At 72.8% G+C, this 15,575-nt stretch carries 11 protein-coding genes; 7 read left to right on the top strand and 4 right to left on the bottom strand.

Translation table 11 applies throughout. The annotated features are described in order from the left end of the window. Positions 1-5 precede the first annotated feature (5 nt). Positions 6-170, bottom strand: coding sequence for a hypothetical protein (locus tag IEZ05_RS22205; protein ID WP_189231950.1), 165 nt, complete (start codon positions 168-170; stop codon positions 6-8). A 236-nt stretch (positions 171-406) separates the two neighbouring features. On the opposite strand from IEZ05_RS22205, the gene IEZ05_RS22200 reads away from it, so the two are divergent. The 7 genes from IEZ05_RS22200 (at position 407) to IEZ05_RS22170 (ending at position 11,972) form a co-directional block, all read left to right on the top strand. Continuing rightward, positions 407-2,248 carry an AfsR/SARP family transcriptional regulator gene (locus IEZ05_RS22200; protein ID WP_189231949.1) on the top strand — a complete coding sequence of 614 codons (1,842 nt, stop codon included), beginning with the start codon at positions 407-409 and terminating at the stop codon, positions 2,246-2,248. Between the two features lie 89 nt (positions 2,249-2,337). Continuing rightward, positions 2,338-3,270 (top strand): aromatic prenyltransferase, encoded by a 933-nt coding sequence (locus IEZ05_RS22195; RefSeq protein WP_189231948.1) that lies wholly within the window; start codon positions 2,338-2,340, stop codon positions 3,268-3,270. 125 nt (positions 3,271-3,395) lie between these two features. After that, positions 3,396-5,180: an FAD-dependent monooxygenase gene (locus IEZ05_RS22190; RefSeq protein WP_189231947.1), complete on the top strand. Its 1,785-nt coding sequence runs from the start codon at positions 3,396-3,398 to the stop codon at positions 5,178-5,180. Between the two features lie 49 nt (positions 5,181-5,229). Then, the gene (locus tag IEZ05_RS22185; RefSeq protein ID WP_189231946.1) at positions 5,230-6,747 is read left to right on the top strand and encodes an FAD-binding oxidoreductase; all 1,518 of its coding nucleotides are present in this window, start codon (positions 5,230-5,232) and stop codon (positions 6,745-6,747) included. 106 nt (positions 6,748-6,853) lie between these two features. Then, positions 6,854-8,530, top strand: coding sequence for a prenyltransferase/squalene oxidase repeat-containing protein (locus tag IEZ05_RS22180; RefSeq protein ID WP_189231945.1), 1,677 nt, complete (start codon positions 6,854-6,856; stop codon positions 8,528-8,530). Between the two features lie 39 nt (positions 8,531-8,569). Beyond that, positions 8,570-10,681 (top strand): MMPL family transporter, encoded by a 2,112-nt coding sequence (locus tag IEZ05_RS22175; protein ID WP_189231944.1) that lies wholly within the window; start codon positions 8,570-8,572, stop codon positions 10,679-10,681. A 187-nt stretch (positions 10,682-10,868) separates the two neighbouring features. After that, complete coding sequence (locus IEZ05_RS22170; RefSeq protein ID WP_229869803.1) at positions 10,869-11,972, top strand: AfsR/SARP family transcriptional regulator; 1,104 nt, start codon at positions 10,869-10,871, stop codon at positions 11,970-11,972. Between the two features lie 141 nt (positions 11,973-12,113). On the opposite strand, the gene IEZ05_RS22165 is transcribed toward IEZ05_RS22170, so the two are convergent. From IEZ05_RS22165 to IEZ05_RS22155, 3 genes are all read right to left on the bottom strand, one after another. Then, positions 12,114-13,178 (bottom strand): class I SAM-dependent methyltransferase, encoded by a 1,065-nt coding sequence (locus tag IEZ05_RS22165; RefSeq protein ID WP_189231943.1) that lies wholly within the window; start codon positions 13,176-13,178, stop codon positions 12,114-12,116. Beyond that, positions 13,178-14,302: a type III polyketide synthase gene (locus IEZ05_RS22160; protein WP_189231942.1), complete on the bottom strand. Its 1,125-nt coding sequence runs from the start codon at positions 14,300-14,302 to the stop codon at positions 13,178-13,180. The genes IEZ05_RS22165 and IEZ05_RS22160 overlap by 1 nt, the downstream gene beginning before the upstream one ends. An 82-nt stretch (positions 14,303-14,384) precedes the next feature. Next, positions 14,385-15,536, bottom strand: coding sequence for a DegT/DnrJ/EryC1/StrS family aminotransferase (locus IEZ05_RS22155; RefSeq protein WP_189231941.1), 1,152 nt, complete (start codon positions 15,534-15,536; stop codon positions 14,385-14,387). Between the last annotated feature and the right edge of the window lie 39 nt (positions 15,537-15,575).

Raw genomic sequence — 15,575 nt, 5'->3', positions numbered from 1 at the left:
ACGCGTCAGGTCCAGGGCAGGTCGTCCTCACCGGCGGCGGCCTGCGCGCTGATCCCGGTCCACGGCAGATCGTCCGTGCCCTGCTCGCCGGCGCCCAGGGTGAGGAGCAGCGGAAGGAAGAGGAGCGCGGTGCCGGCGAGCGCACTGGCGAACGTACGGGGCTTACGCATGAAGAAATCTCCTCATTGTTTGCAGAAATGCCTGCAGAAGCACCAGGAACACCCTGATGGAATTTCTGGAATCATCCTATGGGTGCGCGTTTTTGACCGTATTTCGTCGTCATTTCGCGTGCCTTAAATCGAGACGATAACGCGCGAAAACCGCCGGCAGGTAGTGTCCTCGAGTGGAATTCGAAGGAGATTGAACCGAGCGGGATGGAGAGTGCGCTGTGCCGAACTCTGCTGGTGTGTCTCCCCGGACCGCCGAAGAGGCCGCCGGGCCGGCCGGCCCGGGCCCGGCCGCGTCGGGCGCGCTCGCATTCCGGCTGCTGGGGCCGGTCTCCGTGATCCGGGCGGGCGTGGCGGTCCCGTTGTCCGGCGCGAAGATCCACACCGTTCTCGCGGTACTGCTCCTGGCGCGCGGCGCGCTGGTCACCGACAGCCGGCTGAGCGCCGCGCTGTGGGCGGACGCTCCGCCGACCACGTCGAACGCGCAGATCTACACCTACGTCTCCCGGCTCAGGAAAACACTGGGAAACCGTGTGCAGATATTCCGGAAGGGGCCGGGGTACGTGCTCGACGCCGGGGATTCCGAGGTCGACCTGTTCTCCTTCGAACGGCTCGACCGGCTCGGCCGCCAGGCTCTGGAGGAGAACCGTCACGAGGAGGCGGGCAGACTCCTCGGTGGCGCGCTCGACTGCTGGAGCGGGCAGGCCCTGGAGAACGTGACCGAGCATCTGCTGCGGTTCGAACGGCCGCGGCTGGAATTCCTGCGGGCCCAGGCGCTGGAGCGGCGGATCGAGGCGGACCTGTCGCTCGGCCGGCACCGCTCCCTGGTGCCCGAACTCCTCTCCCTGGTGGCCCGCTTCCCCATGGACGAGAATCTGCGCGCCCACCTCATCACCGCGCTGCACCGCTCCGACCGGCAGGCCGAGGCCGTCCAGGTCTACGGAGAGGGCCGCCGGATCCTCGACGAACAGCTCGGCGTCGTGCCCGGACAGCAGCTCAGCGAGGCCTATCTGCGGATGCTGCGCGGCGAGAACGCCGGACCGCCGCGCCGGCCGGTCCTGCTGCTGCCCTCCCGGGCCGCCGCGTTCACCGGGCGCGGCGCCGAGGCGGCCCGGCTCAGGTCGCTGCTGCTGCGCCGCCCCTCGGGTCCCGGCGCACGGCTCAGGGCGGCGCTGGTCACGGGCATGCCCGGCAGCGGCAAGACGGCCCTGGCCGCCGAAGTGGCCCACGGCTGCGCGGAGGCGTTCCCGGACGGCGTGGTGCACGCCGACCTCCAGGACGCCGACGGGACCGCCCGCCCGCCCGCGGCCGTGCTCGCGGAGCTCCTCGCCGCGCTGGGCGGGACCGAGGACACCGCGCGGACCGCCCGGCACGATCTGAGCGAGCTGGTGCGCCGTTACCGCGCCCGGATCGCGGACTCCCGGCTGCTCGTCGTGCTCGACGACGCGTCGAGCGACGTACAGCTGACCGGGCTGCTGCCCGTCGGGCCGGACAGCGCGCTGCTCGTCACCAGCCGGACGCGGCTGACGACCGTGCCCACCGCCCACACCCTGAGCCTCGGGCCACTGGACGACGAGGACGCCGTGGCGCTGCTCGCCGAGACCGTGGGCGACGACCGTGTCCGGGCCGAACCCGGGGCGGTCCGGGACGTGGTGCGCCACTGCGCCGGGCTGCCGCTCGCGCTGCGGATCGCGGGCGCCCGGCTCGCCGCCCGCCCGCACCGGACCGTGGCCCGGTTCGCCGACCGGCTCGCCGACCCGCACACCCGGCTCGCCGCCCTGAGCTACGGCACCCTCGATCTGGCCCGCACCTTCGGCCGCGCGGTGACCCGGCTGAGCCCGGCCACCGCGGCCGTGCTGCCCTGGCTCGCCTCGGTGGGGCCGGGCCCCTTCACCGCCCTGCTCGCGGCCGAGGTGACCGGCCTGACCGAGACCGAGGCGGAAGACGCCCTGGAGGAACTCGTCGACGCCGGCCTGCTCTTCGCGGAGCCCGACGGCGCCCTCGGCGAGGACCGCTACCGCTTCCACCCGCTGGTCCTGCTGCACGCGGACACGACTCCCCGAAGGGACCTGCCCCGGTGAGCCCGCGGCCGACGGCCGGTGCGGTGACAGCCCTGTTCACAACGGACGGCCGAGACCGGCCGCCACGACGCACAAGGATGGTGACTGCCATGAGTGAGGCGGCCCCGATCACTCGACAGGACGCGGTGCAGGCCCTCTACTCGGCCATCGAGGAAGCGGCCGGACTGCTGGAGGTGGCGTACGCGCCCGACGACGTGCTGCGCGTCCTGAACCTCTACGGAGGCGATCTCACCCAGGCCGTGGTCGCGTTCCGGGTGGCGACCGGCGCGGGCCGCGCCGGTGAGCTCGACTGCCGGTTCACGGTCCCGGACGACGTCGATCCGTATCGACTCGCCGTGGACAGCGGTCTGTTGGAGAAGACCGACCACCCCGTGTCCCGGCTGCTCGCGGACCTGCGGGACAACTGCCCGATCGACGGCTACGGCATCGACTTCGGTGTCGCGGGAGGGTTCAAGAAGATCTGGGTGGTGCTGCCCCGCACCGACCTCCAGGACGTCACGAAGCTCGCCGGCCTCCCGTCGATGCCGCGCAGCCTGGGTGAGAGCCTCGACTTCATCTCCCGGCACGGCCTCGGCGACACCGTGGGCCTGCTCGGCATCGACTACCGCAACCGCACCGTCAACATCTACTTCGGCGAGCCGCCCGCCGGGGGCATCGCCCCCGAGTCCGTGCGCTCCATGCTCCGCGAGGTCGACCAGGCCGAACCCAGCGAGCAGATGCTCCGGCTCGGCCGCCAGGCCTTCGGCGTCTACGTGACCCTCGACTGGGAGTCCCCGGTCATCGAGCGGATCTGCTTCGCCGTGGCGACGACGGACCCGGCCTCCCTGCCCGTCGAACTCGACGAGCGGATCGGGCGGTTCGTGCGGCACGTGCAACGCGCCGATCCGCACACGAAGTTCGTCTACGCCGTCGCCTCCCAGCCCGACGGCGAGTACTACAAGCTCCAGTCCTACTACCGGTGGGGCGCCGGCGTGCCGGAGATCATGCAGCTCCCCGAAGGGGCCCTCGCGGACCCGGTCTGACCCGGCGCCGCCTCACCCTCCCCTCCGGCCTCTCCCCCTGTCTCTCCCCCTCTTTCTCCCCTCCCCTCATCACCCCTGCCTTCTCACCTCCCTTTTCTTCTCATCCGCTTTCGGAAGGACGAACCTTGAGCACCGTAGAAGTTCCGGTACTGATCGTGGGCGGCGGCGGCTCCGGCCTGGCCGCGTCCGTCTTCCTGTCCGGTCACGGCGTCGAGCACCTGCTGGTGGAGCGCCGCCCGGACACCTCGCGCCTGCCGAAGGCGCACTACATCAACCAGCGCACGATGGAGATCTTCCGCCAGTACGGCCTGGCGGACGACGTGGCCGAACCGGCCGCCACGCCCGAGCAGTTCGGCAAGGTCCGCTGGCAGACCACGCTCACCGGCCAGGGCCCGCTGGACGGGCGGGTCATCCACGAGATGGACGGCTTCGGCGGCGGCGCGCTGCGTGAGACGTACGAGGCGGCGGGCCCCGTGATGCCCGCCAAGCTGCCGCAGATGCGCCTCGAACCGGTGCTGCGCCGGCACGCCGAGGAGCGCAACCCCGGAGGCGTCCGGTTCGGCCACGAGCTGGTCTCGCTGGCCGAGAACGCCGGGGGCGGGACCGGCGAGGGCATCACCGCCGAGATCCGTGACACGAAGACCGGCGAGGTCACGACGGTCGTCGCGCAGTACGTGATCGCGGCGGACGCCGGCCGCACGGTGGGCCCCGCGCTCGGCGTGCGCATGGAGGGCCTGCCCGCCCTGTTCGACGCCACCACGGCGTACTTCTCCGCGGATCTGTCGCAGTGGTGGACCGAGGGGTCGGTCATCACCTGGTTCCTCAACCCCTACCGCCCCGACCTGTCCAGCGCGCTCATCGAGATGGGCCCGACCTGGGGCAAGCACTGCGAGGAGTGGGGTCTGCACCTGCCGCTCGCCGGTATCGACCGCACCGACGAGCAGGCGGTCGTCGGCCGCATCCGCGAGGTGCTCGGCGTGCCCGACCTCGAGCTGACCCTGCACGAGGTGACCAGCTGGAGCGTGGAGGCGGTGCTCGCGGAGCGCTACCGCCACGGCCGGGCGTTCCTCGTCGGCGACGCCGCCCACCGCCAGCCGCCCGCCGTGGGTCTCGGCCTCAACAGCGGCATCCAGGACGCGCACAACCTCGCCTGGAAGCTCGCCGCGGTGCTCTCGGGCCGCGCCGGCGACGCGCTGCTCGACACCTACGAGTCCGAGCGCCGGCCCGTCGGCCAGTTCAACCTGGGCTGGGCGATGTCCGCCGCCGGGCACCTCCAGGTGGTCACCAACGCCGCCGTCGGTCTCGGCCCGCACGTGCCGCCGGAGCGCCGCACACCGGTGTTCTTCTCCTACTTCTCGCCGACCCCGGTCGGTGCCGCGCAGCGCGCCCGGGCGGCGGAGATCTTCGCGACGCACCGCGGCGAGTGCCAGGCCCTCGACGTGGAGACCGGTTTCGCCTACGAGCAGGGGGCGGTCGTCCCGGACGGCAGCCGTCCGCCGGCCCGCTCGCCGCTGGGCGACGAGTACCGGCCCACGACCCGCCCGGGTCATCTGCTGCCGCACGCCTGGGTCGAGCGGGACGGCCGGCGCGTGTCCACCCACGACCTGGTCGGCTCCGGCACGGGCTTCGTGCTGATCACCGGGCCGGACGGGGACGCGTGGGCCGAGGCCGCCGAGCTGGCCGCCGAGAAGCTCTCGGTCCCCGTGACCGCGGTCCGGATAGGCGCCGAGGACGCGGAGTACGCCGACGCCGACGGGGTCTGGCAGCACCTGCGCGGGACGGACGCAGCGGGTGCCGTCCTGGTCCGGCCCGACCAGCACGTGGCCTGGCGCGCCACCGGCGCCGAGGCGGACCCGGCGGGGGCCCTGACCGGGGCGCTCGCGCTCGTCCTGGGTCACCGGGCCCCGTGACCGCCCGCATCTCCTGCCCGTACTCCCCGACGAACACGGAAGAAGCAGCATGATCAACAGACGGTCCTTCCTCACCGGTGCCGGCGGTGTCGCGCTGGCCACGACGGCGCTGACCGGTGCCGCGCAGGCCAAGGGCGACGCGTTCGGTACCCGGTGGAGCCGGCTCGCCGACCGGCTCCAGGGGCGCCTCGTCCTCCCGTCGGACGCGGACTACCAGCGGGCCAAGCAGCTGTACCAGGTGCAGTTCGACGCCACCAGCCCCAGGGCGGTCGCCTACTGCGTCTCCGCCGCCGACGTGTCGGCCTGCGTCCGCTTCGCCGAGGCCTACGGCATACCCGTCGCCGCGCGCAGCGGCGGCCACAGCGCGGGCGGCTACTCCACCACCGAGGGTCTGGTCATCGACGTGTCCGGGCTCAACTCCATCGTGCTCGGCGAGAGTTCGGTGCGGATGGGGCCCGGCGCCCAGCTGGTCGACATCGGGGACACGCTCGCGCCGGCCGGCCTCGGCATCTCCGGCGGGTACTGCCCCACCGTGGCGGCCGGCGGGTTCTTCCAGGGCGGCGGCATGGGCCTGTTCACCCGCAGCGTCGGTATCGCCTCCGACAAGGTGAACTCGGCGCAGGTGGTCCTCGCCGACGGGCGTGTCGTCACCGCCTCGCCCCGCAGCCACAGCGACCTGTTCTGGGCCCTGCGGGGCGGCGGTGGCGGCAACTTCGGGATCGTCACGTCGTACGACGTGACGCCGTCGCCGCTGACCGACGTCGCCGCCATCAACCTGGTGTGGACCTTCGACCAGTCCCTGGACATGCTGGACGGCTGGACCCGGTGGCTGCCCGACGCGCCGTGGACGATCGGCAGCGGTGTCAACGTCACGCTCACCGACGCCGGCCCCGGCACTGTGCCGACCGCGTCGGTGTTCCTCGGGTCGGTGGACACCGGCGCGGGGTTCGAGGCCGAGATCGCCCGGCTGATCTCGCTGGTCGGCCGGCCTCCGGTGTACCAGCAGAAGTTCACCGCCCCGTACCGGTCGGTCCTGATGTCGCTGTACCAGTGCTCCGACCTGACGGCGCAGCAGTGCCACCGTGCCGACACCTCCCCCGACGGCAGGATCCAGCGGCCGGCGTTCGGTGCCTGGCGCAGCCGGCTGTTCGAGCGGACGATGCCGCGCGAGGGCTGGGCCAAGGCGCTGGAGACCTTCAACGCCAACCGGTTCGCCGGGCAGATGCGCCAGTTGCAGATCTCCGCGCTCGGCGGCCGGGCCAACACCGTGGCCCGCGACGCCACCGCCTACGTCCACCGCGACAGCCTCTTCTCGGTCAGCTACCTCACCTCGAACGCCGCCGCACCGGTCGCGGACGAGGCCAAGGCCGCCGCCTGGGAGTACGTCGACGACGGCTTCGCGGTGATCGACCCGTACTCCAACGGCGAGACCTACCAGAACTTCATCGACCCGCGCCTGCCGGACTGGCGGCGCTCCTACTACGCCGAGAACTACGCGCGGCTGGCCCGGGTCAAGGACAAGTACGACCCGTACCGGTTCTTCCGGTTCGCGCAGGGCGTCAGATGACCCGCCGCCCGGCTCCGCACGGGGACGCGTCCCCGGCGGGGCCGGGCCCGTCTCCCGCAACTCCAGGCCAACCGGCCGTTCGGACCGGCTCAGACAGGAGTACTCCATGAAGATCGCGGACCCGGTGCGTCCGGCCCCGCTGCCGTTGCCCGAGCACGTCTCCCCGGACCAGGTGCACCAGGCCACGGCCCGGCTGGTCGCGTACATCAGCGGCCGCACCGACGACGACGGCGCGATACGAGAGCAGTGCGAGAGCAGAGTGCTGGAGTCCGCGCTCGCCCTCGCGCTGATGACACGGACCGGCGTGGACTCCCCCGCCCGGGACCGCCTCCTCGCCTATCTGCGCGGACACCAGGAGTCCCCGGACAAGCTCGACCGGGTGCTCGCCTCGCGTGCCGTCGCCACTGCCGCGGGCCGGGAGGCCGGCGCCGACAGCGCCCTCGTCGCCACTTTGGCGTCGGGCGTCCTGGGCGCCGCGCCCGGCTTCATCTCCACCCGCCGCCGCCTGATGGTGTACGCGGTGCTCTCGGTGCTCGGCTGCCCGCTGCCCGCCGACGCCGAACTCCCGGGCGGCGGCGCGGTCCCCACCGACCCGCTGCACTCGTGGGCGGCCGTGCAGCAGGCGTCCATCATGCTGATCCTGGCCGGCGCCCTCGGCGTACGGAACCGGGCCACCGAGGCCGCCCTGGACACCCTGCTGGCCACCGACCCCGGCGCCACGGTGTGGGAGGGCTACGCGCTGATGCACCTGTTGGTGCTGCACGCGCTCGCCGGGACGCCCGGCCACGAGGAGACCGTGCGCCGCGGCGTCACGACGCTGCTGCGTCACCAGCGCGCCGACGGGGGCTTCCCGTTCGTCCTGGAGATGCACAACTGGTGCACGTCCACCGGCGGTCTCGCCCTGCACGCGGCGGGTGCCGACCCGGCGCTGCTGCGCCGCATGGCGTCGACGCTCGCCGCGCAGCGGGGCGGCGCCGCGCTGCGCTCGCTCTCCCGCGGCGAGGCGCTGACCGGCGGCTGGTCGATGTCGCCGCTCGTCGCGCAGAACGACGTCGACGACACCTCCTGCGCCCTGGAGTTCCTCCAGGCGGTCGACCCGGTCGCGCACGCCGGGACGGTGCGCGAAGGGGTGGCCGCGCTGCTGGCCGTGCAGGGCGCGGACGGCGGCTTCCCGACCTACGTCGGGGGCGCCTCCTCCGAGCCGTGCATGACGGCCGCCGCGGTCTGCGCGCTCGGCCCGCACCCGGCCACCGCACCGCAGCGCGAGCGGGCGTTGGCGTTCCTCGCCGACAGCCAGCTCGCCGACGGCGGCTTCGAGCCGGGCTGGAGCCGCAGCCGGCTGCACAGCCTGTTCCGGGTGCGGCTCGCCGCCTGCACGGCGGCCCCGGACGATGCGCGCTCCGCCGCCATGGCCGCGCGGATCGAGCAGACGGTGCGCGAGACGCAGAACGCCGACGGCGGCTGGGGCATGCAGCCCGGCGACCCCAGCGACGACATCAGCACCGCCTACGGCCTGATCACGCTCTGCCACGCCGACGATCCCCGGCCCGTCGGCGCGGCCCTGACCTGGCTGCTGGAGCGGCAGAAGGCCGACGGCAGCTACGGCGGCCCGCCCGACATGGTCGGCCCGCGCCCCTTCGCGTACCACTTCCCGCTGCTCACCGACATACCGGTGCTGCTCGCCCTCGGGCACGCCCGCGCGCGGGTCCCCGAGCTGCGGGGCGCGCTCGCGGGACGCGGTGCGTCCCTGAGCCCCCTGCCCGCCTCGACCACCTCCCCCTGAGAAACACCACTCACCCCCACGGAACACGGAGAGACACACATGCTGCGAAAACTGGCCGCCCTGCCCAGCGGAAGGGTGGGCAAGTGGGTCGTCATCGCGCTCTGGGCCGTCGTACTGGTCCCGGCGCTGATGCTGGCCGGGAAGCTCGGTGACGCGGAGGAGAACGACAACTCGGCCTGGCTGCCCGGCAACGCGGAGTCCACCGCGGTCGTCGAGCGCGCCCAGAAGCTGATGCCCGCCGACTCCGTGCCCGCGATCGTGGTCTACGACCGGGCCGCCGGGATCACCGACGCCGACCTGGCCAAGGCCCGGGCGGACGCCGAGGCGTTCCAGGGCATCGAGAACGTCGTGGGCACACCGCAGGGTCCGGTCGCGTCCGAGGACGGCAAGGCGATCCAGACCATCGTCCAGGTCCACAAGGACAAGTCCGGCTGGGAAGGGCTCGGCAAGGTCGTCGACGCGATGGCCGACGTCGGTGAGAAGGACGCGGACGGCCTCGGCTTCCATGTCGCGGGGCCGGCCGGCTACGGCGCCGACTCGATCAAGGCGTTCGGCGGCGGCGGCGCGCTGACCACCATCACCGCGCTGGTCGTGGTCGCGATCCTGCTGATCACCTACCGCAGCCCGCTGCTGCCGCTGCTGCCGCTGATCACCGTCGGCGTGGCCCTGATGGCGGCGGAGGCGCTGATCTATCTGCTGGCCGACAACGCCGGCCTCGTCGTCAACAAGCAGACGAGCTTCATCCTGGTCGTCCTGATCTTCGGCGCGGCCACCGACTACGCGCTGTTGCTGATCTCCCGCTATCGAGAGGAGCTGGCACGCCACGAGGACCGGCACGAGGCGATGGCGGAGGCCCTGTACCGCTCCGGCCCGGCGATCGTGGCCAGTGCGGCGACCGTCGCGATCAGCCTGATGCTGCTGATGCTCGCCGTGCTGAACTCCACCAAGGGGATGGGCCCGGCCTGCGCCATCGGCGTCCTGGTCGGTCTGCTCGCCATGGTGACGCTGATGCCGGCCCTGCTGGTCGCCTGCGGCCGGTGGATCTTCTGGCCGTCGAAGCCCGTGTACGGCGCCGAGACGGAGCAGAAGGAGAGCGTCTGGAGCCGGGTCGGCGCCGCCATCTCGGGCCGGCCGCGGCTGGTGTGGGTGGGCACCGTGCTGGTGCTCGGAGCGATGGCGCTCGGCACGCTGGGGCTCGACGCCTCGGGTCTGTCGAACAAGGACCAGTTCACCGACAAGCCGCAGATGGCGGTCGGTGAGGAGATCCGTGCCGCGCACTTCCCGGCCGGCTCCGGCGATCCCGTCTACGTCGTGACCAAGGCCGGCGCCGCCGACCAGGTCAAGTCGGCGCTGGCCGGCGTGTCCGGGATCGGCGGGGTCGCGGATCCGGTGGTCAAGGGCGACGAGGCGGTGCTGCTCGCGCAGTTGGAACACGAGCCCAGCAGCGAGGCGGCCATGAGTACCGTCGACCGGGCCCGGACCGCGGTCCACCGGATCGAGGGCGCGGACGCGCAGGTCGGCGGCAGCACCGCGATCATGGTCGACACGGAGAACGCGGCGGCCCGGGACTCCAAGGTGATCATCCCGATCGTGCTGCTGGTGGTCCTGCTCATCCTGGGGGTGCTGCTGCGCGCGGTGGTCGCGCCGCTGCTGCTGATGGCGACGGTGCTGCTGTCGTTCGGGGCGGCCCTCGGCGTGAGCAGCCTGGTGTTCGAGCACGTCTTCGGCCTCGCCGGAGCCGACGCGTCCTTCCCGCTGCTGGCGTTCGTGTTCCTGGTCGCGCTGGGCATCGACTACAACATCTTCCTGGTGACCCGGGTCCGCGAGGACACGCTGCTGCACGGCACCCGGCGTGCCGCGCTGACCGGTCTGTCGTCCACCGGCGGTGTGATCACCTCGGCGGGCGTGGTGCTGGCCGGCACGTTCGCGGCGATGGCCTCGCTGCCGCTGGTGTTCGCGGTGGAGCTGGGCTTCGCGGTGGCGTTCGGTGTGCTGCTCGACACCATCGTGGTGCGTTCGGTGCTGGTCACCGCGCTCACCCTGGACGTGGGCCGCTGGATGTGGTGGCCCAGCAAGCTGTTCCGGCACCGCGACGACGTCGCGGCGTCAACGGGCGAGCCCGATCAGGTGCCCGTGTACAGCGGCAGGTGAACCACCCCTGCCACGGGTTTCCGGCGCCGCCCACGCGGCGGTGCCGGGCCCGTGCGCGGGAGGCCGGCCCGGGAACCGCGGGGAGCGGACCGGGCCGTGCGCATGGACTTCGCAGGGCCGTGCGGCCGGAGGCGACCGCATGCACCGTCCGGGGCATGTCCGGACACACACTTACGGGGCTGACACGATGAGTGCAGAGACGCTGGAATGGGGAATCCGCCGCAGCACCATGACCGCCGTCCCGGTGGCCGTCGGACAGCGCGGAGGACGGGTCGCCGCCGAGCCGCCCGGGGCGAACCCGGGGAGAGCGGACGGCACGGGGGCACAGCGCATAGCGGAACTCGAGCGCGAGGTCCGTGAGTTGAAGCGGGCCAACGAGACACTCAAGCAGTACGTCAGCAAGGCGCTGGACCTCGGCACCATGCCGCCCCGGCGCCCGGACGACCGCGCCCCGGACACCGCGGGGTCCGGCAGCCCGGAGGCGGCCGGTCCCCCGCGCCGTGCCGCGTCGGGCGCGGGGGTGGAGTTCCGCGTCCTCGGTCCGGTGGAGGCGGCCGTCGGCGGCCGGTGGGTGGACCTCGGGGCCCCCAAGCAGCGCGCGGCGCTCGTACTGCTGGTGAGCCAGGTGGGCCAGCCGGTCTCGGTGGACGTACTGGTGGAGGCGCTGTGGGACGGCCGGCCGCCGCAGTCGGCGATCACGTCGCTGCACGCGTACATCGCCAATCTGCGGCGCGCGCTGGAGCCGCACCGGGCGCCGCGCACCCCGTCGACGGTGCTGTGCACCCGAGGGCGGGGCTATCTGCTGAACAGCCGCGCCGTCGAGGTCGACGCCCACCGCTTCTGGGAGAACGCCACCGCCGGCTGGCAGGCGCTGGACCGGGGCGATCCGCAGCGGGCGCTGTACGCGTTCGAGGCGGGCCTGGCCCTGTGGCGCGGGGAGGCGTACGCGGAGGTGGCCGCGGCCCCGCATGTCGCGCCCGAGGCCGTACGCCTGGAGGAACTGCGCCTGTCGGTGATCGAGGGCCGCTGCGCCACCCTGATCGCGGTGGGCAACCACGAGATGGCGGTGCCCGAACTGGTGGCCTTCACCCAGGCCCATCCGCTGCGCGAGTACGGCTGCGAACTGCTGAGCCTCGCGCTGTACCGGGCGGGCCGGCAGGCCGACGCGCTGTCGGTGCTGCGGGCCCACCAGAAGAAGATGGTGGAGGACCTGGGCATCTCGCCCAGCCCCGCGCTGCAGCACCTCGAACTGGAGATCCTGCGCCAGGCACCGGAGCTGGAACGCTCGTAGCACTCACCCCGTGTCGCCGGCGGAGCCCCCGGCGCGGCGGTTCCCGGACGGGCCGCCGCGCCGGGGGCTTTGTCGTCTGTCCGCGCCCCCGCGGTGGGCCTCGGCCCCGGCCGAAGGGGGCGGCCGGGGCCGAGGGGCGGGTCAGCGGGCGAGCACGAGGGTGGTCGGGGACGGGGTGTCCAGGAACCGGATGTCCTCGAACCCGGCGGCGGTGAGCCACGCGTGGTAGTCGCGGCGCCGCCAGGTGGAGCCGTGCCGGCTCTTGAGCAGCATCTCCCCGGCGAAGGTCAGGGCGAACGGCGGGCCGCTGCGGTCGTCGTCGGTGATGTAGTCGGAGACGACGAGCGTGCCGCCGGGCCGCAGCGCCCTGCGTATCCGGGTGAACACCGCCTGATTGGCCTCGGGCCCTTCCTGGTGGGCGATGTTGGAGTACATGACGACGTCGTGGGCGCCGGCGCCGAAGTCGACGGTGTGGAAGTCGCCGTCGACGTGGTCGACGCGGTCGCCCACGCCCTGGTCGGCCAGCAGCCGCCGGGCGATGGCGTTGATCGGCGCCCAGTCGACCTGGGTGGCGCGGGCGTCGGGGTTGAGGCCGAGCCAGACGGCGGAGCAGACGCCCGAGCCGCCGCCGATGTCGAGGATCGAGACCTTCCCGGCACCGGCCAGCCCGAGCGCCTCGGCGGCGATGTGCGCGACGGGCACGGACTGGGCGGCGATGGCCTGGACGAGGTTCTCCCAGTGCGGGTTGTCGGCGACCTCCACCACCGCGTCCGTCACCGGCCCTCCGGCGCGTACGACGTCGGGCAGGGCGGCCAGCGATCCCAGGTGGCCCATCTTGAGGCGGGCGAACCCGGCGAGCGAGACGGGCCGGCCCGCCACGAGGAACGCGGCCGCCTCCGGGGTGTTGCGGTAGCGGCCCCGGTCCACCTGGACCAGGTCGAGGGCGACCAGGCCGTCCAGGAGCGCCTGCGCGCCGCGGGGCGCCATCCCGGCCCGCTCGGCCAGCGCCGCCGGCGTGTCGGCGCCGTTCTCCAGGTGCGTGAACAGGTCGTACGTCGCCGCCGTGCCCAGGATCCCGGTGGCCCAGTAGCCGTTGATCATCCGCAGGATCCGGTCGGACGTGGGTCCGGCCTGCGTGCCGTCGCTGCTGTCGATGCCGATCGTGCCGTCGATGCCGACGGTGCTGTCGATGCCGGTGCTGCTCATCAGATCCTCCCTGCGTACGGGCGCGGCACGGCCACGGCGGCCGGGTGCTCCCGGTGGTGTCGGGCCGTGCCGTCGACCCAGGTGCCCAGGGCCATCTCGGCGGTGATGCCGGGGCCGAAGCCGGCGATGACGCCGGTGGCGTCCATGGGCAGCGGCCCCTCCTCGAACCGTCTGCGCAGCGCGTCGAGCACCACGGCGCTGGCGATGTTGCCGTACTCGGTCAGCGTCCCCCAGCTGTGCCGGAAGACCGTGCGGTCGACCCCGAGGTACTTGGCGAGGTCGTCCAGGATCCGGGGGCCGCCGGCGTGGATGACGTAGAAGTCGAGGTCCGCGGCGTCCCAGCCGTTGCTCGCGGCGAGGTCGCGCAGCACCGGGGCGAGCGGCTCCATGGTGCCGGGCACCCGGCGGTCGAGCTGGAAGTGGAACCCGGTGTCGCGGACGGCGTACGAGATCCAGTCCTCCGTGTTCGGGATGAGGTACGAGGCGTTGCGCCGCAGTTGGACACCGGTGACTCCGGGGCCGCCGCGGCCCCGCACCACGGCCGCCGCGACCGCGTCGCCGAACAGCCCGTCGGACAGCAGTGAGCCGATGTCGTCGGCGTCGGGCTGGTAGCACAGCGAGCACAGCTCGCACGAGACGATCAGCACGTTGCTGTCGGGGTGGGCCGCGCAGAAGTCGTGGGCGCGGTTGATCGCCGCCCCGCCCGCCGCGCAGCCCAGCTGGGCGATGGGCAGCTGCCGGGTGTCGTAGCGGAACCCCATGGTGTTGATCAGCCAAGCGGTGAGCGAGGGCATCATGAATCCGGTGCACGACACGTAGATGATCGCGTCGATGTCCTCGGCCCGCAGCATCGCGTTCGCCAGGGCCTCTTCGACGGCCTCGGGGCAGCGCTTTTTCGATTCCGTCTCGTAGATGCGGTTGCGCTCTTCGAATCCCGGGTGGTCCAGGGTCTTCTCTATCGGCTGCACCAGGTGCCGTTTCTGCACTCCGGTGTTCTCTATCAGACGGAGCGCGAGGGGAAGCTGGGGCTTTCCCGCGTGGGCTTTCCTGGCGAAATCCAGGGTCTGCTCCATGGTGATGATGTATTCCGGTACGCGCACCGCGGGCTTGCAGAGGATGGGCATGTCCGGCGTCTGCCTCTCAGGAAGGTGTCGTGGGGTCTTCGTCGTTCGGGGTGCCGCGGAGCACGGCCGGGCGGCGCCCCGGTCAGTTCGGGCGGAGGTTGTTCTTCAGCTCGGCCCGCAGCACGTCCACGACGCGTTCGACCTGGTCCGGGCGGAGTTCGGCGTGCATGGGGATGGCCAGGTTGCGCTGGAAGAGGTCCGCCGAGACCGGGCAGCGCTGCGCGGCGTCGTACACCGGCTGCAGATGGCTGGCCCAGGTGCCGTGTCCGCAGCCGATGCCCTGGGCGCGCAGCGTGGCGGCGAGCCCGGAGCGGTCCACGCGCGGGTCGAGGGTCACCAGGTAGGACTGCCAGGCGTGGGTGCGGTCCGCGGGCACGTGCGGCACCGTGAGCAGTTCCTCGTCGGCGAGCAGCTCCGTGTACGACGCCGCGATCCGGCTGCGGCGTTCCAGGAGTTCGTCGACCCGGGCCAGCTGCACCTGGAGGATGGCGGCGGCGATGTCGGAGAGCTTGTAGTTGTAGCCGATGTCGGTGAACGAGGGGATCGGCAGGCCGACCACCTGCGCCTGGTCGTAGATGCTGCCGATGCCGAACGACGAGCGCAGCCGGGCGTCCGCGCCGATCACCGGGTCGGCGGCGAGCAGCGCCCCGCCCTCGCCGCTGCTGGCGCCCTTGCGGCCGTGGAAGGACAGGCAGGCCACCGGCGCCAGCGCGCCGGCCGGGCGTCCCCGGTACGTGGCGCCGACCGCGCAGGCCGCGTCCTCGACGACGAACAGGCCGTGGCGGTCGGCGACGGCCATCAGCTCGGTGTAGTCGGCGGGCAGTCCGACGGTGTCCACCGCGATCACGCCGACCGTGCGCGGGCCGATCAGGTCCGCCACCGCCTGCGGGTCGACGGTGCCGGTGTCGCGGCGCACGTCGGCGAAGACGGGGGTCGCGCCGACGTAGCGCACGGCGTGGGCCGGGGCGGGGAAGGTGTAGTCGGCGACGATCACCTCGTCGCCGGGCTCGACGCCGAGCGCCAGCATGGCCAGGTGGAGCGCCGCCCCGCAGTTGCTCAGCGTGACCGCGTCACCGACGCCGTAGCGCTGCTTCAGCTGGGCCTCGAGTGCCTTGCCCCTCGGGCCCTGGCCGGCCGGCCAGCCCGAGGCGAACACCTCGGCGACGGCGGCGAGTTCCTGGTCGCCGAGGCTCGCGTGCACGAGCGGGATGCTGTCCGTGGTCGTCACGGTCATCGGAGGTCGCCCCTCAGCTGGGTCTGTTGTCGGGTCGTC

Source organism: Streptomyces flaveolus, assembly GCF_014648815.1.
Lineage (GTDB): Bacteria > Actinomycetota > Actinomycetes > Streptomycetales > Streptomycetaceae > Streptomyces > Streptomyces flaveolus.
Note: the sequence above shows the minus strand (reverse complement) of the source record. Positions and strands in the feature narration are given on the sequence as shown.

What these genes read in the sequence shown, in the direction of transcription:
- IEZ05_RS22205 (WP_189231950.1), bottom strand. Translation starts at nt 170, where the DNA reads ATGCGTAAGCCCCGTACGTTCGCCAGTGCGCTCGCCGGCACCGCGCTC.
- IEZ05_RS22195 (WP_189231948.1), top strand. Translation starts at nt 2,338, where the DNA reads ATGAGTGAGGCGGCCCCGATCACTCGACAGGACGCGGTGCAGGCCCTC.
- IEZ05_RS22185 (WP_189231946.1), top strand. Translation starts at nt 5,230, where the DNA reads ATGATCAACAGACGGTCCTTCCTCACCGGTGCCGGCGGTGTCGCGCTG.
- IEZ05_RS22180 (WP_189231945.1), top strand. Translation starts at nt 6,854, where the DNA reads ATGAAGATCGCGGACCCGGTGCGTCCGGCCCCGCTGCCGTTGCCCGAG.
- IEZ05_RS22175 (WP_189231944.1), top strand. Translation starts at nt 8,570, where the DNA reads ATGCTGCGAAAACTGGCCGCCCTGCCCAGCGGAAGGGTGGGCAAGTGG.
- IEZ05_RS22170 (WP_229869803.1), top strand. Translation starts at nt 10,869, where the DNA reads ATGAGTGCAGAGACGCTGGAATGGGGAATCCGCCGCAGCACCATGACC.
- IEZ05_RS22165 (WP_189231943.1), bottom strand. Translation starts at nt 13,178, where the DNA reads ATGAGCAGCACCGGCATCGACAGCACCGTCGGCATCGACGGCACGATC.
- IEZ05_RS22160 (WP_189231942.1), bottom strand. Translation starts at nt 14,302, where the DNA reads ATGCCCATCCTCTGCAAGCCCGCGGTGCGCGTACCGGAATACATCATC.
- IEZ05_RS22155 (WP_189231941.1), bottom strand. Translation starts at nt 15,536, where the DNA reads ATGACCGTGACGACCACGGACAGCATCCCGCTCGTGCACGCGAGCCTC.